This is a genomic window from Bradyrhizobium sp. KB893862 SZCCT0404, from assembly GCF_018130885.1.
GTDB classification, from domain to species: Bacteria; Pseudomonadota; Alphaproteobacteria; order Rhizobiales; family Xanthobacteraceae; genus Bradyrhizobium; species Bradyrhizobium stylosanthis.
This window is the reverse complement of the sequence record NZ_JAFCLT010000004.1, coordinates 375,963-399,186: the sequence shown is the minus strand read 5'-3', so window position 1 is coordinate 399,186 and position 23,224 is coordinate 375,963. Positions and strand designations below refer to the sequence as shown.

The window sequence follows — 23,224 nt, the reverse complement described above, 5'->3', positions numbered from 1 at the left end:
TCGAAGCATGGCCACGCAAAGATTGCGCAACCAAGGCTGCGACCTATGCATGTTCAGTTCGCAACGATCGCGATCGCCTGTCCCTCGGCAACGACGTCGTCGAGCTTGACGAGCAGCGATGTGATTGTGCCGTTCGCGGGCGAGGGCACGGGTATCTCCATCTTCATCGCTTCGACGACCACAACGTCGTCACCATCCGCGACGGTTCCTCCAACTTGCACGGGAGTTGCGCAGATGCGCCCCGCGACTTCGGTGACGATCTTTATTTCTGGCATGCCATCGCCTTTTTGTTGTCGTCGCAAAATGCCTGAGGTAGCGTCGTCTGCAAGTGGAATTTAATTCCGCAGAGCGGAACAAACGGTAGGGATCATGGGACGACGTTCGGAGCGGTTGAGTAGGCAAGGTGCGCTCGCTGGCGAAGCCGGCGAGGGCGATGTCATCCAGGTGGTGTCGCGCGCGTTCGACGTGTTGCGATGCTTCGAGGGCCACGACAGCAGGCTCGGCAATCTCGAGATCTCGAACCGCTGCGGCCTGCCGCGTTCGACGGTGTCGCGGCTCACGCACACGCTGACGCGCATGGGGCAGCTCGTTTATCTGCCGCGTGACCAGAAGTATCGCATCGGCCCGAGCGCGGTGGCGATGAGCGCCTCGATGATGAAGGGCGCGCAGCTGCGCAGCATGATCCGCCAGCGGCTGCAGGAAGTCGCCGAGCAATTGCCCGGCACCGTCGGCTTCGTCGTGCCGGACCGCTTCCATCTGGTCTATCTCCAGTTCGCGCGCTCGGCCTCTGCACTCGGCCTGCACGAGGGCACCGGCAGCCGCATCTCGATGGCGTCGACTGCGGCGGGCGCGGCCTACACCGCGGCACTGGCGCCGGAATTCGGCGATGCCTTCATCGCGGAGATGGAGCGCGAGGCGCCCGAAGCTGCGAAGATCCTCAAGCCCCGCATCGAGGCCAACCGGCAGTCGCTGCGCGAGCGCGGCTATGTCGTGGCCTGCGGCCTGTGGAGCCCGCACATCAACGGCCTCGCCGTGCCGATCTGGTCGCCGCAGTACCAGACCTTCGTCGTCATCACGATCGGCCTGCTCTCGGCGATGTATGACGAGCAGCGCCTGCATGACGAGGTCGCGCCGCTAATGCTCACGCTCGGCCGCTCGCTCGGCAGCCTGATGGAGGGCGCGGAAGGCGACGTCTTCAACAACCGCATCTCGCGCAAGCCGGTCGCAATGGCCGTGCACAACAATAACAAGCCGATCAATTCGGAGGGAGTGAATGAACTGGAAGCCGGAACTCGACGAGCTCGCCCGGCGCGAAGCCTTCGCGCGGGAGATGGGCGGCGTTGACAAGGTCAAGCGACAGCATGACCAGGGCCGGCTGACTGTTCGGGAGCGCATCGACAGACTGATCGACAAAGGCAGCTTCCACGAGATCGGTGCCGTCTCCGGCATCGGTGAGTACGATACCAGCGGCGATCTGAAGAAACTGACGCCCGCGAACTGCGTGTTCGGCCGCGCCCGCGTCGACGGCCGCACCGTCGTCGTGGTCGGTGACGATTTTACCGTGCGCGGCGGCTCGGCCGACGCGTCGATCTCGGCCAAGCCGCTGATGGCGGAGGAGATGGCGCACGACTTCCGCCTGCCCATCGTCCGCATCATCGAGGGCTCCGGCGGCGGCGGCTCGGTCAAGACCATCGAGACCAAGGGCGCGGCGAATTTGCCGGGCGGCATCGGCGGCACGCGCTGGTATCGCTTCACGACGGAGAATCTGTCGCGCGTCCCGGTGGTCGCGCTCGGCCTCGGCTCGGTCGCAGGGTTAGGCGCCGCGCGCCTTGCCGCCAGCCACTATTCCATCATGACGCGGAAGTCCGCGATGTTCGTCGCGGGCCCGCCGGTGGTGAAGGCGCTGGGGCAGGACCTGTCGAAGGAGGAGCTCGGCGGCGCCGACATCCAGACCCGCGCCGGCGCGGTCGATCATGCCGTCGACACGGAAGAAGAAGCCTTCGCCTGCGCCCGCCGCTTTCTGTCGTATTTGCCGTCGTCGGTCTACGAGCTGCCGGCGACCCTGCCGTGCACCGACAATCCCGAGCGCAGCGACGAAGCGCTGATGAACGCGGTGCCGCGCAATCGCAAGCAAGTCTACAAGATGCGGCCCATCATCGAGTCCGTCGTCGACAAGGGCTCGTTCTTCGAGGTCGCAAAGAATTTCGGCAAGCCGATCATTGTCGGTCTCGCGCGGCTCGAGGGCCGGGCGGTGATGGTGCTCGCCAGCGACAGCTTCCACTATGGCGGCTCCTGGACGGCGGATGCCTGCCAGAAGGTGGTGCGCTGGGTCGACTTCGCCGAGACCTTCCATCTGCCGGTCGTCTATCTCATGGACTGCCCCGGCTTCATGATCGGCCTCGATGCCGAGAAGGCCGCCACCATCCGCCACGGCGTCCGCGCCATGGCCGCGGTCAACCAGACCACCGTGCCCTGGTGCACCGTGATCCTGCGTAACGCCTTCGGCGTCGCCGGCGTCGTGCATCAGCCGGCCGACCGCTTCTCGATCCGCTACGCTTGGCCGTCGGCCTATTGGGGCTCGCTGCCGTTGGAAGGCGGTATCGAAGCTGCCTACCGTGCCGACATCGATGCGGCCGAGGACAAGGCGGCGAAGCTGGAGGAGATCCAGGACCGCCTCAACAAGCTGCGCTCGCCGTTCCGCTCGGCCGAGAAGTTCTGGGTCGAGGAGATCATCGATCCCCGCAAGACGCGCTCGCTGCTGTGCGAGTTCGCGCGTCTGGCGGAGCCCCTGCGAAAGGCCGGTCCGCCGGAAAACATGACGATCCGGCCGTAAGGGCGGCGCTCGCGGCCGTTCCCGATTTCACCCACGCTCCCGGACCTTTTCCGGGTTTTCCCGGGAGTGCAGCACCCATCGCTGCAATCTCCGGGAACCCGTTTATTTCGCGTTAATGATGCCTCCTCAATAAGACACGTCTCAATTTGTTGCGGTCCATGTTTATGGGTTGCCCGTAAGCGTTGATTAAGAAGCCCCTCCTCATATTCCGCCCGTGACGAGGCGCGGAATGGGCCGAAAATCCCGCAAACCCGCTCCGATCACACGAGTTCAGGGAAAGTGTGTCTGCCGCAACGACGGCAATCAGGATAGGGCCATGCTCCGCCGCGCAGTGCTTCGTTTCGCGAGAGACCGGAAGGCCAACGTCGCGATCATCTTCGCGCTGGTGATGGTCCCCACCATTTTTCTGCTCGGCATGGCGCTCGACTATACGCTGGCGATGCGCCAGCGCGAGCAGCTGAACGCCGCCGCCGACGCCGCCGCGATCGCGGCCGTCCGTCCGGCCATGCTGACGCAGACCGACACCGCCGTGGTCAAGGCGACCGCAGAAGCCGTGTTCGCCGCCAAGGCCAACCTTCCGGGCCTGTCGGCAACGCCGACGCCAACGGTCACCGTCACCGATACCGGCCTCGCGCGCAGCATCACGGTTTCCTACACCGCGTTGTCCGTCAACAATTTCCCCGGCGTTCTCGGCCAGCAGACCTGGAAGATCGGCGGCTCCGCGACGGCGAAGGCGTCGAGCGCGCCGAACATGAATTTCTACCTGCTGCTGGACGACTCGCCGTCGATGGCGATCGCGGCGACGCAGACCGACATCAACAACATGATCAACGCGACGAAGAACCAGCCTGGGGGTTCGAAGAACTGCGCGTTCGCCTGTCACGAGACCAACCCGTCGAAGGACAGCGGCGCGACGTCCACGACCAAGGACAACCTTACGATCGCGCGCGCGAACAACATCACGCTGCGCATCGACCTCGTGCAGAATGCCGTCACGCAATTGATGGTCGGACCCTGGACGTGCCCGCAGTCGGGTGTGACGGGCGGCGTCATGCAGTGCATGGCCGCGCTCAACAACACCACCTACAAGGCCGCGATCTACACGTTCGACTACGGCCTGAACACGATCCAGACGCTGACCACTCCGACCACCGCCGGTACGAAGATCTCCAACATCCAGCTGATGACGGTCGACCACCAGAACTGCATCTTGACCGACAGCAAGGGCAACTGCGTCTACTCGACCGACTACGGCACGGATATCTCGGGCGGGTTGACGGGCGTCAACACCGTGATGCCGGCACCGGGCACAGGTACCAACCAGGCGGGCGACACGCCGCAGGAGGTGGTCTTCCTCGTCACCGACGGCGTCGAGGACAAGCTGATGCCGAAGCCCGGCACCTGCGACTCGGCCGCCACCTATCCGCTGCCGACGGGCAGCACCTCGACCGTGCGCTGCCAGCAGGCGCTCGACACGACGATCTGCACGACGATCAAGAACCGCGGTATCCGCATCGCGGTCCTCTACACCGAGTATCTGCAGCTGCCGACCGACAACTGGTACAACACCCGCATCGCGCAATTCAACAATCCGTCCTCGTCGACCGGCACGATCGCAACACGGCTGCAATCCTGCGCGTCGCCCGGCCTGTACGCGAGCGTGCAGACGGGTGGCGACATCTCCGCGGCGCTGACCAACCTCTTCATCAAGGTTGCGTCCAGCACGGCCAGCCTCGTGCAGTAAGGAGCCGTCATGACCGCACAGCACGCCGCAACGACGAAGAGACGCCGCAGCCGCTTCGCCGCTTTCGCCCGGGACAGCAAGGGCGCCACGGCCGTCGAGTTCGCGCTGGTCGCGGCGCCGTTCCTCGCCCTCATCATCGCGCTGATCCAGACCTTCCTGGTGTTCTTCGCCCAGGAGCTGCTCGAATCCGTCGTGCGTCAATCGGCGCGGCTGGTCATGACCGGCCAGGTGCAGTCGGCGCAGATGAACCAGGCCGCGTTCAAGCAGAAGGTCTGCGATCAGATCACGATCTTCTTCAACTGCAGCGGCATGATGGTCGACCTGCAGGTGGCGACGTCCTGGTCGACGGCGAACACGGCGGTGCCCACCCTGACGTTCGACGGCTCGGGCAACGTCACCAACACCTGGCAATTCAGTCCGGGAGATGCGGGCGATATCGTCATCCTCAGGGTGATGTATGTCTGGCCTGTCGTCCTCGGGCCGCTCGGTTTCAACCTGTCCAATCTTTCGAATGGCAACCGGCTGATCATGGCATCCGCCGCGTTCCAGAACGAGCCATCCTCTTAAAGGAGCGAGTGATGATTGCCGGCCTGTCGTCTCGCCTGCGGCACCTGTGGACCGACGCTCGCGGCGTTGCAGCGACTGAGTTCGCCATCGTGTCTCCGTTCATGCTGGTGCTCTACATCGGCGGCGTCGAGCTCGGCAACGGGATGGCGATGAACGTCAAGGTCACGGCGACCGCGCACAGCGTCGCCGACATGGTCTCGCAGAACACGCAGGTCACTGCCGCGCAGATGACCGGCATTCTCGCGGCGGCGAGCTCCATCATGGCGCCGTACCCCGTCAAGAACGGCAGCAACTCGCTGATCACGATCACGGTCTCGGAAGTCTCCACCGACGGCAACGGCAACGCGACGGTCCAGTGGAGCACGTCGACCAACTCGTCGGCAGCGAGGACCAAGGGGCAGCAGATGACGCTGTCGTCCTTCACCGCCGACGCGAAGAACCCCACCAACGCCAACATCTCGCTGATCCTGAGCGAGGTGTCCTACGACTACACGCCGAACCTCGGCTACACCATCAGCGGCACCGTGAAGCTGAGCGACAGCTACTATCTCTTCCCGCGCTGCTCGACCAACAGTCCGGCCACGTCCAGCTTTCCGTATTACGACGTGAAGTATCCGGCGACGACGACGTGCACCTGCACGCAGCATCTGCAGCAGAAGACCTGCTAGGGCAGGATCCGGAAACAATCCTCGGAGAACGACGATCAGGCGCCAGGGCCTGGGCGTCTCCGTGGCCGTTCGCTCCCTTTCGCGGGCCATCGCCGTTCGGTCACGGCCGCGCGCACGACCTCCGTCACGGTGTTGCGGACTTCGAGGAAGGCCTTGGTTTGCGGCCGGTCCGCGAGACTGACCAGCGCGAGCGAACGCGACAGCGCGGGATCGACGATGCGGCGGGCGTGATATTTCTCCGCGGCGATGTCGGCAAGCACCGTGGCGCGGGACAGGATGGCGCAACCGAGCCCGGCTTCGAGCGCCATGCGCAGTGCCGACAGCGAGTCGACCTCGAGCGTCGGGCTCGGGACGATCTGGTTGCGCAGAACCTGGGTCTGGATGATGGCGCGCGAGGCCGGTAGCGGCGTCAGCCCGAGCACGCTCTTCTGTGGAATGGCGGAGAAGGCGATCGGACCGGAGGACCGGCCGATCAGGCTGGAATGCCCGACGAGGAAGAGATCTTCCTCATGCAGCCACTCGACGTCCAGCCGGGCATCACGCGGCGGATTATAGGCCAGCGCGAGGTCGACCGTGCCGGAGAGGACGCGCTCGATCAGCGCCGGTGACAGCGCTTCGATGATCGTCAGATGCACCCCCGGGGAGTGCTTGCGAACCGCCTTCATCAGGTCGAGCGCCACCATCGCGATCGCGGTGTGACTGAGGCCGAGGCTGACCGGTCCGGTCGCCGCCTCGTTATAGGTCCGCACATCCTCCTCGGCCTTGCCGAGGCTCGCCAGTACCGCGCTGCCATGTTCGTAGAGCCGGCGTCCGGCCGCGGTCAGCGCGATGCCGCGCGGCCGCCGCTCCAACAGCTTCACGCCGAGGTCGGCTTCGAGCGCCGCGACGTGATGGCTGAGCGCGGACTGCGCGATGTTGAGGGTCTCCGCCGCCCGCGACAGCACGCCGGCGTCCGCGATCGCGATGAAATATCTGATCTGCCGCAATCCGAGCGCCATGGCGCTGCTCCCTGATCGATCTAATTATCAGATGATAATGAACTTCATATTATATTTGTCAGATGTCGGCTTGCCCGGCAAGCTCCCGGCGAGAACCAACAAGAGCGGCTCCGGGAGTGTTGCGGCATGGACCTGCCGAGCAGGATCGTCATCACCGAGGAGGGACCGCGCGAGGGCTTCCAGATCGAGCCCGGGCCGATCGCGACCGCGGACAAGATCGCCTTGATCGATGCCCTGTCGGCGACCGGCCTGACGCGCATTCAGGTGGCTTCTTTCGTCAATCCCAAGCACGTGCCGGGCTGGGCGGACGCCGAGGCGGTGGTTGCGGGATTCAATCCGCGTGCGGGCGTTGCGTATTCGGCGCTCTGGTTCAACGACAGCGGATTGCAACGCGCCTTGGCGTTCAAGGACAGGCTCGCGCTTGCGGGGTTCATCTCGCTGAGCGCCTCCGAACCATTCGCGCTGCGCAATCTCAACCGCGATCGCGCCGGGCAGATCGAGGCGATGCGAAACTATGTGCGCGCGCACCGCCAGGCGGGCGTGCCGATTGCCAAGATCATCGTCATGGCCGCGTTCGGCTGCAATTTCGGCGGCGACGTGCCGGCGGCAAAGGTGGTCGAGACCGTGTCTGATGGCCTCGCGATTGCGCGCGAAGCCGGCGTCGAGGTACGCGAGGTTTCGCTCGCGGATTCCATGGGGTGGGCCACCCCGCGGCGGGTGGCTGCGGCGGTCGGGGCCGTTCGCGATCGCTGGAGCGATCTGCGGATCGCGCTGCATCTGCATGATACCCGCGGCCAGGGCATCGCCTGCGCCTATGAAGGCTTGCGGCTTGGCGTCACCGCCTTCGATGCCGCGGTGGCGGGGCTCGGCGGCTGCCCGTTCGCGGGCCAGCCGGGGGCGCCCGGCAACATCGCTACCGAAGAACTGGCGCTGCTGTGCGAGGAGATGGGCATTGCGACCGGCCTCGACATCGAGGCGTTGATCGAGGCCGGGCGGCTTGCCGAGCGGATCGTCGGACACCGCCTGCCGAGTGCAGCGCTGCGCTCGGGCACGCTCGCGGCGTTGCGGCGGAGGGCGGGCGCATGACCTCCGCAAAGCCGCTTGCCGGACTGAAGGTGCTGGATTTCGGCCATACCATCATGGGGCCGTGCGCGGGCGTCCTGTTCGCCGATCTCGGCGCGGACGTCGTGAAGATCGAGCCTGCGGACGGCGACCCGACGCGCCGCCTGCCGGGCTTCGCCGCCGGCTTTTTCGCGACCTACAACCGCAACAAGCGCTCGATCGCGATCGATCTGAAGCGGCCGGAGGGGCAGGCGATCCTGCACCGGCTGGTGAAGGACGCCGATATCGTGCTGGAGAATTTCGGACCCGGGACGATCGAGCGGCTGAAGTGCAGCTGGGACGATCTGCGCAAGGTCAATCCGCGGCTCGTGTACCTGTCGATGAAGGGCTTCCTGAAAGGCCCCTACGAGAACCGCGGCGCGCTCGACGAAGTCGTGCAGATGCAATCGGGCCTCGCCTACATGACGGGGCCGCCAGGCCGGCCGCTGCGCGCAGGCGCGCCCGTGATCGACATCCTCGGCGGCGTGTTCGGCGTCGTGGCCGCATTGTCGGCGCTGCGCGAGCGCGACGTCACCGGCATGGGACAGAAGGTCTCGAGCTCGCTGTTCGAGAGCGCGACCTTCATGCTCGGCGCGGTCGTGGTCGGCAGTGCCGTGATCGGCGGTCCGATGCCGCCGATGCCGGCCCGCAAGAACGCCTGGGGCGTGTACGACGTCTTCACCGCGTCGGATGGCGGCCAGGTCTTCATCGGATGCACCTCCGACGGACACTGGCAGCGCTTCTGCGACGCGTTCGGCTTCGACGACTGGCGCGATGATCGGCGGCTCCTCGGCAACGCCAATCGCTGCGAGGCGCGCGAATGGATGCTTCCCGAGCTGGAACGGCGGATCACGCGACTGCCTCTCGATGAGATTCTCGCCAGATGCGAAACCGCCCGCGTGGCCTATTCGCGGGTGGGGCGGCCGGACGAGCTGTCGCTCGATCCGCATCTGCTCGCCAATGGCGGCCTGCTTGCGACGGCCGTCGCAGGATTTGGCGGCGGACCGCTGGTCGGAATTCCGGCGCTGCCCGTCGAGTTCGGCGACGCGCGCGACCGGCCCGGCCTCGAACGCCAGCCGCCTCGCGTCGGCGAGCATACCGACGACATCCTCGGTGCGGCCGGATATTCGGCCCGCGAGATCGCCGATCTCCGCGCCGCCGGCATATTGGGCGCGACCGCGAACGTGTCTGCCTAGCAACAAGTGTGGCCAAGCCACCGTCTGTAACAGGGAGGGAAGGGGTCATGATGTCCCGCATGCTGCTTCGTTGGACGGCGCGTATTCCGGCAGCCGCGATCGCGCTGCTTGGACTGGTCGCGATGGTGGGGCCCGCCGGCGCGCAAGCCTATCCCTCGCGGACGATCACGATCCTGGTCGGCTATTCGCCGGGCGGACAGGGCGACGCGCTGGCGCGGATCATCGGCAAGCAGCTCGGCGAGACCTTCAAGATCCCCGTCGTGATCGAGAACAAGACCGGCGCCAACGGCATGATCGCGGCGCAGGCGGCGGCGCGTGCGGAGCCGGACGGATACACGGTGCTGCTGGTGACGGATGCGATGCTCACCATCGATCCGCATCTTGCCACCAGCAACCATTTCGATCTGTCGAAGGTGATGGAGCCGGTGGTCAGCGTCGCCTGGTCGCCGCTGCTGCTGGCCGCTGCGAAAGACTTGCCGGCCAATTCCGTCGCCGAGCTCGTCGCTTACGGCAAGCAGAAGCCGCAGGCGCTCAGCTTCGGCAGCTCCGGCGCGTCGACGCCGCATCGCCTCGCCGGCGAGATGCTGCAGAAGTCCGGCGGATTCAGCATGACCCACATTCCCTACAAGGGAACGGCGGCATCGGTGAGCGACCTCCTTGCGGGGCAGATACCGCTGGTCTTCGGTGCACCGACGGCCGTGGAGCCGCTGGCGACGGCAGGCCAGATCAAGCTGCTCGGCGTCACCTCCGAACAGCGTTTCCCATTGCTGCCGGGTGTGCCCGCCATCAGCGAGACGTATCCCGGCTTCAAGATCATCAGCTATATCGGGCTTATGCTGCCGAAGCAGACGCCGGCCCCCGTGATCGCTGCGCTCAACAAGGAGATCAACACGATCCTCACGACCGAGACCATGCGCGCATGGCTCGACAAGCAGGGCATGGTCGCAATGGGCGGCAGCCAGGACGAGTTCAAGCGCCAGATCGACATGGACTACAAGGCGCGGGGCGAGTTGGTCCGCACGCTCGGCATCACGGGCGAGTAGGGGCATGCCGCGGACGCTGTTCGAGAAGATCTGGCAATCCCATACGGCGAGGACCTACGGGACGCGGGACTTGCTGACGCTGGATCGCGTCTTCCTTCACGACATGACCTCGCTGCCTGCCTTCGAGACCCTGCGCGCGCGCAACCTCGCCGTGGCCGACGTGGCGCGCACCCTGGCGGTAATCGACCACACCGTCGCGACCGCGCCGGGCCGGACGGAGGAAACCTATCCCGTCATGGCGCCGACGGTGCGCGCGTTCCGGCGGGAAGTGACCGAACGCGGCATTCCCCTGATCGGGCTCGGAGATCCCGCGCAGGGCATCGTCCACGTCGTCGCCGCGGAGCAGGGCGCCGTCCTTCCGGGAATGACGGCGGTCTGCGGCGACAGCCATACCTGCACCAACGGCGCGCTGGGGGCGATCGCCTTCGGCATCGGCAGCACGGAGATTGCGCATGCGCTCGCCTATCAGGCGCTCTGGCTGCCGCGGCCGAAATCATTGCGCGTGACCGTCGACGGCGTTCTCGACCCGTGGGTCAGCGGCAAGGATATCGCGTTGGCGATCATCTCGCGCTTCTCGACGGATGGCGGCACCGGCTGCGCCGTCGAATATGCCGGCAGCGCCATCCTCGCGCTCTCGGTCGAGGAACGGATGACGCTCTGTAATCTCTCCATCGAATTCGGCGCACGGATCGGGCTGGTCGCGCCTGACGATGCGGTCTTCTCCTACCTCGAGGGGCGTCCGCGAACGCCAAAGGGAGCCGCGTTCGATACAGCGATGGCCGCCTGGCGCGGTCTTGCCAGCGATGACGAGGCGCATTTCGACAAGGAGTACGCCATCGACGCGCGGTCGATCGCACCCATGGTGAGCTGGGGCACCAGCCCCGGAAGACGCTATTCCCGTCGATGGCGCCGTCCCCGATCCCGGGACGGCGCGGGATCGATCGCAGCGGTCCCGATGGGAGCGGGCGCTCGTCTATGCCGATCTCGAGGCCGGTAAACCCATATTGGGCACACCGATCGACGTCGCGTTCATCGGCTCCTGCACCAATGCCCGGCTGTCCGATCTTCGGGCGGCGGCGCGCATCGTCGACGGACACAAGGTCTCTCCCGCTGTGCGCGCGCTGGTGGTCCCGGGATCGTCAGGCGTGAAACGGCAGGCCGAGGCCGAGGGGCTCGACCGGATCTTCCGTGCCGCCGGCTTCGAATGGCACGAGTCCGCGTGCTCTCTCTGTGCTGCGCTCGGGCCCGATGTCGTCGGCCGCGGCAAGCGATGCGCCTCCAGCTCGAACCGGAACTTCGAGAACCGGCAAGGCCCGGGATCGATCACCCATTTGATGAGCCCGCCGATGGTGGCCGCCGCGGCCGTCAATGGCGCGATCACCGATGTCAGGACGTTCGCATGACCGGCAAGCCCACCGGCATCGAAGGCACCGCCGTCCCGCTGCTGTGGGACAACGTCGACACCGACGCCCTTGTCCCGGCGGCACCGCACAAGCGGATCAATGGCGGCGGTCGCGACCGCTTGCGTGAGGTGCTCTTCCATGAATTTCGCTTCGACGCTGCGGGTCAGCCCAGGCCGGACTTCGTGCTGAACGATAGGCAATTCGCGGGAGCACCGATCCTGCTTGCCGGCGAGAATTTTGGCTGCGGCTCCTCGCGTGAAGTCGCCGTATGGGCTTTGCTGGACTATGGTTTCCGCGCGGTCATTGCGAGGAGCTTTGCCGAGATCTTCGAGCAGAACGCCTACAAGAACCATCTGTTGCCCGCGAGGGTCGATGCAGCGACCCATGCCCGCATCGTCAGCGCCTTGAGCCGCCCCCGGCCGCTGCAAATGTCGATCGACCTCGTCGCGCGCCGCATCGCGGCCGGCGACCAGGCCATCGGTTCATTCGTCGCGGACGAGATGGGGCTGGAGATGATCGTCCAGGGCGTGGACGAATTTGCGCTGACCGCTCAATACGTTCCGGACATCCTGGCAACGCAGAAACGCCTGAGCGAGGCCTGTCCGTGGCTCGCGGGGTGAGGCGATCAGCAGCGCGGAATGGTGCCATCGTGCCCCTGTTTTGCCCGACGGGTCAAATGACCGGGGCGGACACTCTAAGCCATTGATCCGCCACGCCCCTTCTACTGTGCATGGGGTTGTTTTCGAACTTTTGTTTGAGAGCGCTACGCGCTCTCCGTCTCCCGGTGCACGTCGTGCACAACGAGGCCCATGCCTTCGTCGGGCATCTTGATCCAGTCGCGCCGCTTCAGCGTGCGCTTGGTGTCTTCATAGCCGCTTGTCCAGTGCTCGCGCATCGAGGTGCCCGAGAACTCGTGGTCCTTGGCGTCGCCCTCATAGGCCTTCTGCTGATAGATCAGGTGCAGGATCGCGATCTCCGGCATGTGGCACAGGCTCGCCTTCAGCTTGCGCTCTTCGTCGGAGAGCTGCTCGTCGGGCAGCTTCGCCAGCGCCTTGTAGAGCAGGACCTTGAGATTGTGGGTGCGGCGATAGACGTCGGTGTTGTGGCGCGTGCGCGAGGAATACATGATGTCCTTGTGGCGGGCCATCACGTCCTGGATCGAGCGTGGCAGCACGCCGCGGGCGCTGAACAGGTCGACCTGGAAGACCAGCGAGTTGAGCGCGTCCTCCTGGTCGAGCAGGTGCTGCAGCGGCGTGTTGGAGACGATGCCGCCGTCCCAGAAATGATCGGTGCCGATCCGCACCATCGGCAGCGCCGGGGGCAGGGCGCCGGAGGCCATGATGTGCTCCGGCTCGATCTCGTCATGGGCGTTGTCGAAATAGATGAAGTTGCCGGAGAGCACGTTGACCGCGCCGACCGCGAAGCGGACCTTCTTCTCGTTGATGAGATCGAAGTCGACGAGCTCGCGCAGGCTCTCCTTCAGCGGCATGGTGTCGTAATAGCTGGTGGCGGTCTTGGCGCCGACCGGGCTGAACCAGGGATTGACCTGGTGCGGGGTGAAGAAGCCGGGCTGGCCCATCGCCGACGTCATCCAGGCGCTGGTGAGGTTGCGCCACTGCCGGAAGACGTCGCCGTCGGGCGTGTAGTGCCAGATCTTGCGGTTGGTGATGCGCTCCCAGAAGATGCGCAGCGCCTCCAGCCGTTTCTCCGGCTTGTTGCCGGCGATGATCGCGGAGTTGATGGCGCCGATCGAAACACCGCAGACCCAGTCGGGCTCGATGCCGGCCTCGTGCAGCGCCTGGTAGACGCCGGCCTGGTAGGCGCCGAGCGCGCCGCCGCCCTGCAGCACCAGCGCGACGCGGTCGCAGCGCTCGGGCCGCCAGCCGCGCGACGGCGGCTGATGGGTCTGATAGGTCGGTTGCGACGTGCGGGCGTCCATGGCGATGCCTCCTGCTGAGCATGATCCGGAAAATTGCGCAGCGGTTTTCCGAAAGGATCATGCTCCAATATCAAGTCCTCAACGATTGCGTCGCGCGGTGACGGCGTGATGACAAGGTGAGCGCGGATGCATCGCCCGCATGCAGGGTGACCGCGGGGTGAATGGGGGAGGTCGTTGCGCTGACGGAAATCGGTCACATCGCAGTCAATGACGGCGGCTAGCAATTTGCTGTACGCTTGATCTGCCGAGCCGACATCACAGACATCACACAGGAGAGCAGCGATGCGCAGGGAAGATGTGCTGAGACTTCCGTCCATGCCGGCGGCTGGGCCGAGCTATCCGGCCGGGCCCTATCGCTTCGTCAACCGCGAATTCCTCGTCATCACCTACGAGACCGACCCGGAGCTGATCCGTGCCGGCCTGCCTGAGCCGCTGGAGCCGATCGACCAGCCCGTCGTGCACTACGAATGGATCAAGATGCCGGACTCCTCCGGCTTCGGCAGCTACACCGAGTCCGGCCTCGTCATCCCCGCGCGCCTCAACGGCGAGGAGGTCAACTTCGTCTCGCAGATGTATCTCGACGACGATCCGCCGATCTCCGCCGGCCGCGAGATCTGGGGCTTTCCCAAGAAGTACGCCCATCCCAAGCTTGAGATCGTCAAGGACACGCTGACGGGCACGCTGGAATATGCCGGCCAGCTCGTCGCCATGGGCACCATGGGCTACAAGCACGAGAGCATGGCCGGCAACGGCGATCTCACCCGCGCCACGCTGTCGAAGACCCAGGTGAATCTGAAGATGATCCCGGGCGTCGACGGCCGTCTCGAGGTCTGCCAGCTCGTTGCGATCAACCTCACCGACATCGTGCCGAAGGGCTCCTGGATGGGACCCGGCCGGCTGCATCTGGTGCCGCATGTCAATGCACCGGTCGCGGACTTCCCGGTCCGCCGCTGCCTCGGCGCGCATCACTACATCGCCGACCTGACACTGCCGTTCGGCCGCGTCGTGCACGACTATGTCAAGGAGGCGGAAGCGATCGCCGCGACGGGGATGGCCGCAGAGTAGGGCGTCATCATCAAACTGTAACACTGGCGTAATTGAGTACCCGCGAGATATCCGGAAGAGGCCGCTGGCGGCCCTTCCGGACATGGGCTGCATGGACGTGGGGGTCCGCATGGCTGAGCCGGCGAAGCTTGTCAGCGCGATATCGGAGGCTGTGCCTGCCATTCCGGGTCTGGTGTGGGCGTTCCGCCTGCACAGCGACGGCAGCGCCGAGCCGCTGCCGATCGACCAGCCGATCGAGTTCAGCCATGACGGCCGGCTCTGGCTGCACTTCAACCTGACGGACGCGCGCGTGCGTCCCTGGATCGCGGCGTCCAGCCTGCCGCCGCTGGCGCGCGATCTGCTGCTCTCGAACGACACCTTCCAGCAGCTTCACGTCATCGACCATTGCGTCTACGGCGTGTTCTCCGATCTCGTGCGCGAGATCGACAGCGCGACCGAGGAGACCGCGTTCCTGCGCTTTGCCATGACCGAGCGGCTTCTGGTCAGCGGCCGTCATCAGGCGCTGTGCTCGGCCGACGCGACGCGCCGTGTGCTGGAAGGCGGCTACCGCGTCGACAATGTCGCCCATCTCCTGGAGAAGATCGTCGACGAGGTCGCCGACACGCTCGACAGGATGGTCGACAAGCTCGGCCAGGAGATCGACGACACCGAGGAACGGATCCTGGCCGACGACGCCAAGCCCGAGATGCGCCGCAACCTCGGCCGCCTGCGCCGGACCTGCGTCCGGCTGCATCGCCAGCTCACGGGCCTGCGCGTGCTGTTTCACCGTCTCGACCAGAAGAACACCGACCACCTCTCGCCAGCGCTTCGCATCCACGCCGGCAAGCTCGCGCAGCGTCTCGACGGACTCGACCACGACATCGTCGAGCTGCGCGAGCGCAGCCGCCTGCTCGAGGAGGAGCTGCGCTTCAAGAACGAGGAGGAGAGCAACCACCACCTCCATACGCTCTCGATCGTGACCTCGCTGCTGCTGCCGCCGACGCTGATCACCGGCATTTTTGGTATGAACACGAAAGGCCTGCCGCTCACCGACGTCGAGAGCGGATTTTTGTGGGCGGCGGTGCTGATGGCCTCGTCCGTCGGCGCGGCCTATCTCTTCATGCGGCGCACGGGCATCTTCAAATAGCGCGCGCCGATCGTGAGTTGGAGTACCCGAAAATCCCTGGCGGCTGCGGTCGCGGTGGCCTGCACGGCGGCCGGCACGGGCGCGTTCGCCGGCGCCAAGGACGAGAGCGCGGCCGAATGGCTGGCGCCCAAATGGTTCAACGAATGGCATGACGGGCTCGCCAACAAGGGCCTCAATTTCGGCGCCACCTATATCGCCGACAACATCGCCAACGTCTCCGGCGGCGTGAAGCGTGGCGCGATCCATTTCGGCCGGCTCGACCTGTCCGTCGATGCCGATCTCGACAAGCTGGTCGGCTGGACCGGCGGGCGCTTCTACGCCAATGCCTTCGTGATCTATGGCCAGGGGCTCTCCCGCAACTACGTGCTGAATCTCGCAACTATCAGCGAGATCGAGGCGCTGCCCGACCAGCGGCTCTACAACGCCTATTTCGAGCAGAGCTTCTTTGGCGACCGCCTGAACATCAGGGCCGGCCAGCAGGCCGCCGACGTCGAGTTCTTCGACAGCCAGACCGACGACCTCTTCATCAACGGCACCTTCGGCTGGCCCGCGATCAAGGCGAGCAATCTTCCGGCCGGCGGCCCGGCGCCGCCGATCGCGGTGCCGGGTATCCGCGTCAAGGCCACGCTGTCGGACCAGGTCACGCTGTTCGGCGCTGTCTTCAACGGCGATCCCTCGGGGCCGGGCGATCAGGACCCGCAGATACGCGACCACCATGGCCTCGCGTTTCGCGTCAACGATCCGCCCTGGCTGATCGGGCAGGCCCGCTTCAGCTACGACATCGATATCGGGGGGCGTCCGCTCGCCGGCAATTTCACGCCGGGCGCCTGGAAGCACTATGGCTCGTTCGACAGCCAGCGGTTCACGGCGGATGGCCAGTCGATCGCCGATCCCTCAGGCAGCGGCATTGCGGCAAGGCTCAAAGGCAATTACGGCATCTTCGCAGTGATCGAGCAGGTGCTCTACCGCCCGCCGGAGGTGAGGGAGAACAGCACCTCGGCCTCGCTCCCGGGCATCACGGCGTTCGGCCGCATCGCCTACAGCCCGCCTGACCGCAATCTGATCGACCTCTATGTGGACGGCGGCATCGGCTTCGTCGGCTTCACGCCCGGCCGTCCCCTCGACCGGTTCGGCGTCGCGATGGCCTACATGCGGATCTCCAACACCGCCCGCGCGCTCGACGTCGACACGAATGTGTACACCGGCGTGCAGGGGCCGGTGCGCAGCAACGAGACGCTGCTCGAGATGATCTACGAAGCGCACATCAAGCCGGGCTGGCTGATCGCGCCGTACTTCCAGTACGTATGGCGTCCTTCCGGCGGCATCCCGAACCCGAACGATCCGACCGGCGTGTCGCGGATCGGTGACGCCGCAGTGTTCGGCGTCACCACCACGATCAGGTACTAAGCCATCGCAGGCTTTGCTTGCGGCTTCGGCTGCCGCGACAGCGCCAGCACGATCAGCGCGGCGAACACGCAGAGCGCCCCCGCGATGAAGAAGGCGGGCAGATAGCTCTCATAGACCGTCCGCGAAAAGCCCGCGCCGAACGCTGCTGTGCCCGCGCCGAGCTGATGGCCGGCGAAGATCCAGCCGAACACCAGATTGGCGCGCTCGGGCCCGAACTTCTGCGCCGTGAGCCGCACCGTCGGCGGCACCGTCGCGATCCAGTCGAGGCCGTAGAACATCGCGAAGATCGAGAGGCCGTAGAACGAGAAATCGCTGAACGGCAGGAAGATCAACGAGAGCCCGCGCAGGCCGTAGTACCAGAACAACAGATAGCGGTTGTCGTAGCGGTCCGACAACCAGCCCGACATGATGGTGCCGAAGAAGTCGAAGATGCCCATCGCGGCGAGCAGGCTCGCCGCCTGCACCTGCGGGATACCGAAATCGAGGCACATCGGGATCAGGTGGACCTGGACGAGGCCGTTGGTCGAGGCGCCGCAGACGAAGAAGGTGGCAAACAGGATCCAGAACGCGGTCGACTTGGAGGCGTCGCGCAGCGTGCCGAGCGCCACCGCCGTAATCGAGCCGTGGCTGACGGGCGGCGCGGGCAGGGGCTCGGTGCCCTCGTCACCGAACGGACGCAGGCCGAGATCGCTCGGCCGGTCGCGCATCGCGAGCAGCACCGCCAGCGCGGAGACGCCGAGCATGATGCAGACGAAGCCGAGCGCAAGGCGCCAGCCGAAGCGCTCGGTGAGGCTCGCCAGCAGCGGCAGGAACACGAGCTGGCCGGTGGCGACGCTCGCGGTCATGATGCCGATCACGAGGCCGCGCCGCGCCGCGAACCAGCGCGTGGCGATGGTGGCGCCCAGCACCAGCGCGGTCATGCCGGTGCCGATGCCGATCACGACGCCCCACAGCGCGATGAGCTGCCAGATCTCGGTCATGCCGAGCGAGAGCACCAGCGCCGAGACGACGATGAGCTGCGCGGTCAGCGTGATGTTGCGCAGGCCGTAGCGGTTGAGCAGGGCGGCAGCGAACGGCGCCATCAGCCCGAACAGGATGAAGCGGATCGACAGCGCGGAGGAGATCTGCGCGGTGCTCCAGCCGAACTCCTTCTGCAGGGGAACGATGAACACGCCGGGCGCGCCGACCGTGCCGGCGCTGATCAGCGCGGCGAGGAAAGTGACGCCGACCATCACCCAGCCGTAGTGAATGTTGCGGCGGGAAAGCGCTGCCGCGAGCCAGTTCGAGATCATTGGGCCTCAATGTTGTTGGCGAGCATTTGGGGCCCGCGTCATCGTTGCAATCTGACACAAAGAAGTGAAGTCTAAAATGCCAGACTTCCCTCAATTTCGGACATCAGCGCTAGTGCGCGAGGCGCTCCACCGCGATCGCGGTAGCCTCGCCGCCGCCGATGCAGAGTGCCGCGACACCGCGCTTGAGGTTTTGCGCCTCCAGTGCGTGCAGCAGCGTCACGATCAGCCGTGCGCCGGTCGCGCCGATGGGGTGGCCGAGCGCGCAGGCGCCGCCATTGACGTTCAGCTTCTCGCGGGGAATGCCGAGATCGCGCTGCGCCGCCATCGCCACCACCGCGAACGCCTCGTTGATCTCGAACAGGTCGACATCACCTGCGCTCCAGCCGACCTTGTCGAGAAGTTTTCTGATCGCCGGGATCGGCGCGGTGGTGAACCATTGCGGCTCCTGGCTGTGCGTGGCGTGGCCCTTGATCTCGGCGATGGCCGGAAGGCCATTACGATCCGCGAGCGAGCGCCTCGTCAGCACCAGCGCGGCGGCGCCGTCGGCATTGGCGGAGGAAGCCGCCGGCGTGATGGTGCCGTTGGCGCGAAACGCCGGCTTCAAGCCGGGGATCTTTGCGGGGTCAACCTTCAGCGGATGCTCGTCATTGGCGATGATGCGGGGACCCGCTTTCTCGGTCAAAGTGATCGGCGCGATCTCGGCCTTGAAGGCGCCGCCCTCGACCGCCTTGCGTGCGCGGCTGAGCGTCTCCATCGCATAGGCGTCCTGGTCCTTGCGGGTGAACTGATAGGCCTCCGCGGTGGCTTCGCCGAAATCGCCCATGGAACGGCCGGTCTCGTAGGCGTCCTCAAGGCCGTCCATCATCATGTGGTCGATGATGCGGTCGTGGCCGGCGCGATAGCCGCCGCGCGCCTTTGCCAGCAGGTAGGGCGCGTTGCTCATGCTCTCCATGCCGCCGGAGACGACAATGTCGGCCGAGCCGGCGCGGATGATGTCGTGCGCCAGCATGGTTGCCTTCATGCCGGAACCGCAGACCTTGTTGACGGTGGTGGCGCCGGTGGCGTCGGGCAGGCCGGCAGCGCGCGCCGCCTGGCGCGCCGGTGCCTGACCTTGGCCTGCCGGCAGCACGCAGCCCATGAAGACCTCGTCGACCTTCTCCGGGGCGAGCCTGGCGCGCTCGAGCGCCGCGCCGATCACGTGCGATCCGAGCTTGTGCGCGGCAAGCGGCGAAAGCTCGCCCATGAAACGGCCGAGCGGGGTGCGGGCAGCGGAGACGATGACGACGGGATCGGCGGCTTCGGCCATGACGGGGCTCCCTGGCGATGGCGTGTAAGATGATGGACATCATATGATGCGGCGCAAAAAATGCAACCACGGCAGGGATGAGAAAATCTTGCCGTTCGCATGAGATTTGCTCGTGCGATCGGAGGAGGTGCCGCCTGCAGCACACTGTCATTGCCCGCGAAGGCGGGCAATCCGGTATTCCAGAGGCTTGCGTTGGCGGCCTCGCTCTCACCATTGGCGCCGCGGCATACTGGGTGCCCCGCCTTCGCGGGGCATGACACCTGCGGTGGGGCGGCGGCTCAGTTATGCGGGGCCTGTGTTCCCCGTGCCTACCGCTTCCGATTCACAAACGCGCCCATCAGCCGCGTCGGTTCGTCGGTCAGAAACGACTCGCCGAACACCTTGACGCTGAGATTCACCGACTCCGTCAGCGGCAACTCTTCCCATTGCCGCAGCAGCGCCTTCTGCGAGCGCAGCGCCTCGGGGCCGCATTCGAGCAGCCCATTCACGAGGTGCTCGACGGCTGCGTCCAATCCGCCCGCCGGGGCAACCTTGTCGACCAGGCCCCAGGCCAGCGCGGTGGGGGCGTCGATGTTCTCCGCCGTCATCACCAGCCAGCGTGCGCGGGCCCAGCCGATCAGGCGCGGGAGCAGGGCGGCATGGATCACCGAGGGAATGCCGACGCGGACCTCGGGCATGCCGAAATGGGCGTCATGCGCCGCGATGCGGAAATCGCAGGCCGCCGCAACCTCGAGCCCGCCGCCGAGGCACCAGCCGGGCATGCGCGCGATCACCGGGGCAGGGAACTGGCGCACCGCCTCGCAGAGATCGCGCAGGCGGCTGATGAAGGCCTCGGCCGATGTCTGGTCGAGCCTGGCCATCTCCTTGATGTCGGCGCCGCCGATCATGCTCTTCTCGCTCTGCCCGCGCAGCACCACGACGCGGATGCTGCGGTCGGTGGCGAGCGTCTGCAGGCCCTCGCGCACCGCGTCGGTCACGGGCGAGCCCAGAATATTCAGCGAGCCGGCATTGCAGATCGCGACATGGACGACGCCGCGCGCATCGCGCGTGATGCCGCAGTGGTTGTTGAGCATTTCCATTTTGGGATCTCGGAGTTTCGTGGACCTGCGCGAGGCGCGCCGGCCGCCATCACTTCCGGGGCGAAATGCCGTCCTTGTCAAGCGGGCAGGACAGACGGAGTTGCCAGCGCGAAGTCCGTGACATAGTATGATACATATCATCTAATGAGGCCGCCATGACCAGTCACGATCAATTGGACCTTTTTTCGCCTGCGCAACGGCGCGAACGCCTGGTGGACTGGCAGGCGCCTGCGCCGGTTGCCAAAGTGGCAATGGGACTGTCGGGAATGGACGCCATGCTCGGCATCCGAGACGGCCGGCTGCCGCCGCCGCCCTTCGCCAAGCTGATCGGTTTCACCATGGCGGTGGTCGAGCCGGGCCGGATCGTGATGGAGCTGGAACCGCGCGAGGACCTCGAAAATACCATCGGCCTGCTGCACGGTGCGACCGCGGCGGCGCTGATCGACACTGCGATGGGCTGCGCGATTTCGACGCGGCTGGAGGCCGGGCAATCGTCCGTCACTCTCGACCTGAAAATGACGTTCCTGCGCCCGCTGTCGGTTCGTTCGGGGCTGATCTCGGCCGAAGGCAAGATCATCAAGCTGGGGCGCCAGACCAGCTACACCGAAGGTTTCGTCCGCGACGGCAAGGGCGCGCTCGCGGTCCATGCAACTGCAACCTTTTCCATGATCGGAAACGGCTGAACACGAATTAATTCACTGCCTGGTCCATTTCTGTGTTATGAGATGATCTCCGACATTCAATGAGACGTCCATGCGCTATTCCCGGGAACACAAGCAGGAAACCCACGATCGCATCGTGAAAAAGGCCTCGGTGCGGCTGCGCGAAAAGGGTGCCCACGGCATCGGCGTCGCCGACCTCATGAAGGAGGCGGGTCTGACCCATGGCGGCTTCTACGCGCATTTCGATTCGCGCGAGGCGCTGGTGATCGAGTCCTTTGCCTACGCCATGGACCGCTCGATGGAGCACTGGCGCAAGATTACCGGCGAGGCCTCGCCGGAGAAGCGGCTGGCGCTGATCGCGGAGGCCTATCTCTCGACGCTGCACCGCGACAATCCCGGCCATGGCTGCTCGATCCCAGCGCTTGGTGCCGAGATCGCCCGCGAGAGCCCGAAGACGCGAAAGGCCTTCGCCGGCAAGCTCGACGAGATGATCGAGATGATGACCGACTACATCCCGAACGTGCCGCGCAAGGCCGCCCGCAAGCAGGCAATCGCGACGCTCGCGACCATGGCCGGCACCATGCTGCTGGCGCGCATCGCCGGCTCCAGCGAATTGTCCGACGAGGTGTTGAAGGCCGGCAAGGACAGCGCGCTCGAGGGTGCGAAGCGCGAGCCGAAGGCGGCGGCCGCGAAGAAGACGAAGCTGAGCTAGGCGAGGTGCCGTAGGGTGGGTTAGCCGAAGGCGTAACCCACCACTTCTGTCTCCGCTGATGAACACAGTGGTGGGTTACGCTTCGCTAACCCACCCTACGGGAACGGTGCTACCGCCCCGCAAACAGCGCCCGCTCGCGCTCCACGATCTCACTGACGTAATCCGCCACCGCCCTGATCCGCGCGAGGTCCTTGCTGTCGGCGTGCATCAGCATCCAGAACGTTCGCGTGATCGAGATCTCCTCCGGCAACACCGCCTTAAGCTGCGGATAGTCGCTCGCCATGAAATGCGGCAGCACCGCGATGCCGAAGCCGGAGAGGGTGGCATTGAGCTGCGCGATCAGATTGGCGCTGCGGAAGCGCGCGGAGATCCGGGGCGACACCTGGGGAAGATAATCGAGCTCCGGCGTGAACAGCAGCTCCTCGATGTAGCCGACGAAGCGGTGCTGGGGCAGGTCCTGCTTCGAGGCGATCTTCGGGAAGCGGTCGAGATAGGCGGGGGAGGCGTAGAGCCCGAGGCGGTAATCGAGCAGCTTGCGGCCGACGATGCGGCCTTCCTTCGGCATGGTCAGGCTGATGGCGATATCGGCCTCGCGCTTGGAGAGGCTGAACAGCCGCGCGGTGGCGACAAGTTGCAGATCGAGATCGGGGTAGCGGTCCGCGAAGGGCGCCAGCCGCGGCGCCAGGAAGGCGGTGCCGAACCCGTCGGGTGCGCCGATCCGCACCGTCCCGGTCAGCCGCGCCACGGATCCGCCGACCTGCTCTTGGTTGGCGACGATGGTGGATTCCATGGCTTCCGCGCTGTCGGCGACGCGTTGGCCGGCCTCGGTGAGCAAATAGCCGGTCTTGCGCCGGTCAAACAGCTTGGCCGAAAGGTGCTTCTCCAGCCGGTCCACACGGCGGATCACGGTGGCATGATCGACGCCGAGCTGTTTTGCCGCAGCCGACACCGAGCCGCCCCTGACGATGGCCAGCACGAAGCGAAAGTCGTCCCAGTCGATGGTACCTTGATCCAGCATTTTCGCACATCTATGGTGCATTATCTCAGACTTGAATCCCAATAAATGCAGGTCGATAGGATTTG

General features: G+C 65.7%; 21 protein-coding genes and 1 pseudogene. 15 read left to right on the top strand and 7 right to left on the bottom strand.

Annotated features, from left to right (window positions below):
• Window positions 1-53: 53 nt before the first annotated feature.
• Window positions 54-275 carry a biotin/lipoyl-containing protein gene (locus JQ617_RS19795; protein ID WP_063684430.1) on the bottom strand — a complete coding sequence of 74 codons (222 nt, stop codon included), beginning with the start codon at window positions 273-275 and terminating at the stop codon, window positions 54-56.
• A 94-nt stretch (window positions 276-369) separates the two neighbouring features.
• Here JQ617_RS19795 and JQ617_RS19790 point away from each other — a divergent pair, with 94 nt between their 5' ends.
• The 5 genes from JQ617_RS19790 to JQ617_RS19770 all read left to right on the top strand — a co-directional run bounded on the left by JQ617_RS19790 (window position 370) and on the right by JQ617_RS19770 (window position 5,812).
• The gene (locus JQ617_RS19790; RefSeq protein WP_212027760.1) at window positions 370-1,344 is read left to right on the top strand and encodes an IclR family transcriptional regulator; all 975 of its coding nucleotides are present in this window, start codon (window positions 370-372) and stop codon (window positions 1,342-1,344) included.
• The gene (locus JQ617_RS19785) at window positions 1,274-2,833 is read left to right on the top strand and encodes an acyl-CoA carboxylase subunit beta (RefSeq protein ID WP_212027759.1); all 1,560 of its coding nucleotides are present in this window, start codon (window positions 1,274-1,276) and stop codon (window positions 2,831-2,833) included. Before JQ617_RS19790 ends, JQ617_RS19785 begins: the two co-directional genes overlap by 71 nt.
• Window positions 2,834-3,149: 316 nt before the next feature.
• Complete coding sequence (locus tag JQ617_RS19780; protein ID WP_212027758.1) at window positions 3,150-4,577, top strand: TadE/TadG family type IV pilus assembly protein; 1,428 nt, start codon at window positions 3,150-3,152, stop codon at window positions 4,575-4,577.
• Between the two features lie 9 nt (window positions 4,578-4,586).
• On the top strand, window positions 4,587-5,144 hold the full coding sequence (locus tag JQ617_RS19775) for a TadE/TadG family type IV pilus assembly protein (protein WP_212027757.1): 558 nt from the start codon (window positions 4,587-4,589) through the stop codon (window positions 5,142-5,144).
• A gap of 11 nt (window positions 5,145-5,155) precedes the next feature.
• On the top strand, window positions 5,156-5,812 hold the full coding sequence (locus tag JQ617_RS19770; protein WP_212027756.1) for a TadE/TadG family type IV pilus assembly protein: 657 nt from the start codon (window positions 5,156-5,158) through the stop codon (window positions 5,810-5,812).
• A 35-nt stretch (window positions 5,813-5,847) separates the two neighbouring features.
• Here JQ617_RS19770 and JQ617_RS19765 read toward each other — a convergent pair whose 3' ends face one another.
• Entirely contained in the window at window positions 5,848-6,810 is a 963-nt protein-coding gene (locus JQ617_RS19765; RefSeq protein WP_212027755.1) for a LysR family transcriptional regulator, read from the bottom strand.
• Between the two features lie 126 nt (window positions 6,811-6,936).
• Between JQ617_RS19765 and JQ617_RS19760 the strand changes: the two genes are divergently transcribed.
• From JQ617_RS19760 to leuD, 5 genes and pseudogenes are all read left to right on the top strand, one after another.
• Window positions 6,937-7,896 (top strand): hydroxymethylglutaryl-CoA lyase, encoded by a 960-nt coding sequence (locus JQ617_RS19760; RefSeq protein ID WP_212027754.1) that lies wholly within the window; start codon window positions 6,937-6,939, stop codon window positions 7,894-7,896.
• Window positions 7,893-9,107 carry a CaiB/BaiF CoA transferase family protein gene (locus JQ617_RS19755; protein WP_212027753.1) on the top strand — a complete coding sequence of 405 codons (1,215 nt, stop codon included), beginning with the start codon at window positions 7,893-7,895 and terminating at the stop codon, window positions 9,105-9,107. The genes JQ617_RS19760 and JQ617_RS19755 overlap by 4 nt, the downstream gene beginning before the upstream one ends.
• Window positions 9,108-9,154: 47 nt before the next feature.
• Entirely contained in the window at window positions 9,155-10,150 is a 996-nt protein-coding gene (locus JQ617_RS19750) for a Bug family tripartite tricarboxylate transporter substrate binding protein (protein WP_212027752.1), read from the top strand.
• Window positions 10,151-10,154: 4 nt separating this feature from the next.
• Window positions 10,155-11,553: pseudogene (gene leuC, locus JQ617_RS19745) on the top strand (3-isopropylmalate dehydratase large subunit).
• Window positions 11,550-12,173, top strand: coding sequence for a 3-isopropylmalate dehydratase small subunit (leuD, locus tag JQ617_RS19740; RefSeq protein WP_212027751.1), 624 nt, complete (start codon window positions 11,550-11,552; stop codon window positions 12,171-12,173). The pseudogene leuC and the gene leuD overlap by 4 nt, the downstream one beginning before the upstream one ends.
• 143 nt (window positions 12,174-12,316) lie before the next feature.
• Here leuD and JQ617_RS19735 read toward each other — a convergent pair whose 3' ends face one another.
• Window positions 12,317-13,492, bottom strand: coding sequence for a patatin-like phospholipase family protein (locus JQ617_RS19735; RefSeq protein WP_212027750.1), 1,176 nt, complete (start codon window positions 13,490-13,492; stop codon window positions 12,317-12,319).
• Between the two features lie 282 nt (window positions 13,493-13,774).
• Between JQ617_RS19735 and JQ617_RS19730 the strand changes: the two genes are divergently transcribed.
• From JQ617_RS19730 to JQ617_RS19720, 3 genes are all read left to right on the top strand, one after another.
• Complete coding sequence (locus JQ617_RS19730) at window positions 13,775-14,557, top strand: acetoacetate decarboxylase (protein ID WP_212027749.1); 783 nt, start codon at window positions 13,775-13,777, stop codon at window positions 14,555-14,557.
• 109 nt (window positions 14,558-14,666) lie between these two features.
• A complete protein-coding gene (locus JQ617_RS19725) occupies window positions 14,667-15,683 on the top strand; it encodes a transporter (RefSeq protein WP_212027748.1) in 1,017 nt (338 codons plus the stop codon).
• Between the two features lie 9 nt (window positions 15,684-15,692).
• The gene (locus JQ617_RS19720; RefSeq protein ID WP_212027892.1) at window positions 15,693-17,090 is read left to right on the top strand and encodes a carbohydrate porin; all 1,398 of its coding nucleotides are present in this window, start codon (window positions 15,693-15,695) and stop codon (window positions 17,088-17,090) included.
• On the opposite strand, the gene JQ617_RS19715 is transcribed toward JQ617_RS19720, so the two are convergent.
• From JQ617_RS19715 to JQ617_RS19705, 3 genes are all read right to left on the bottom strand, one after another.
• Window positions 17,087-18,382, bottom strand: a complete 1,296-nt coding sequence (locus JQ617_RS19715) for an MFS transporter (RefSeq protein WP_212027747.1) — start codon at window positions 18,380-18,382, stop codon at window positions 17,087-17,089. The two genes, JQ617_RS19720 and JQ617_RS19715, sit on opposite strands and share 4 nt — an antisense overlap.
• Before the next feature lie 109 nt (window positions 18,383-18,491).
• Complete coding sequence (locus tag JQ617_RS19710; RefSeq protein WP_212027746.1) at window positions 18,492-19,688, bottom strand: acetyl-CoA C-acyltransferase; 1,197 nt, start codon at window positions 19,686-19,688, stop codon at window positions 18,492-18,494.
• A 308-nt stretch (window positions 19,689-19,996) separates the two neighbouring features.
• Window positions 19,997-20,767 (bottom strand): enoyl-CoA hydratase, encoded by a 771-nt coding sequence (locus tag JQ617_RS19705; protein ID WP_212027745.1) that lies wholly within the window; start codon window positions 20,765-20,767, stop codon window positions 19,997-19,999.
• 155 nt (window positions 20,768-20,922) lie between these two features.
• Between JQ617_RS19705 and JQ617_RS19700 the strand changes: the two genes are divergently transcribed.
• Complete coding sequence (locus JQ617_RS19700) at window positions 20,923-21,450, top strand: PaaI family thioesterase (protein ID WP_212027744.1); 528 nt, start codon at window positions 20,923-20,925, stop codon at window positions 21,448-21,450.
• Between the two features lie 70 nt (window positions 21,451-21,520).
• Entirely contained in the window at window positions 21,521-22,141 is a 621-nt protein-coding gene (locus tag JQ617_RS19695; RefSeq protein WP_212027743.1) for a TetR/AcrR family transcriptional regulator, read from the top strand.
• 109 nt (window positions 22,142-22,250) lie between these two features.
• Here JQ617_RS19695 and JQ617_RS19690 read toward each other — a convergent pair whose 3' ends face one another.
• Window positions 22,251-23,159 (bottom strand): LysR family transcriptional regulator, encoded by a 909-nt coding sequence (locus JQ617_RS19690; RefSeq protein ID WP_063684384.1) that lies wholly within the window; start codon window positions 23,157-23,159, stop codon window positions 22,251-22,253.
• Between the last annotated feature and the right edge of the window lie 65 nt (window positions 23,160-23,224).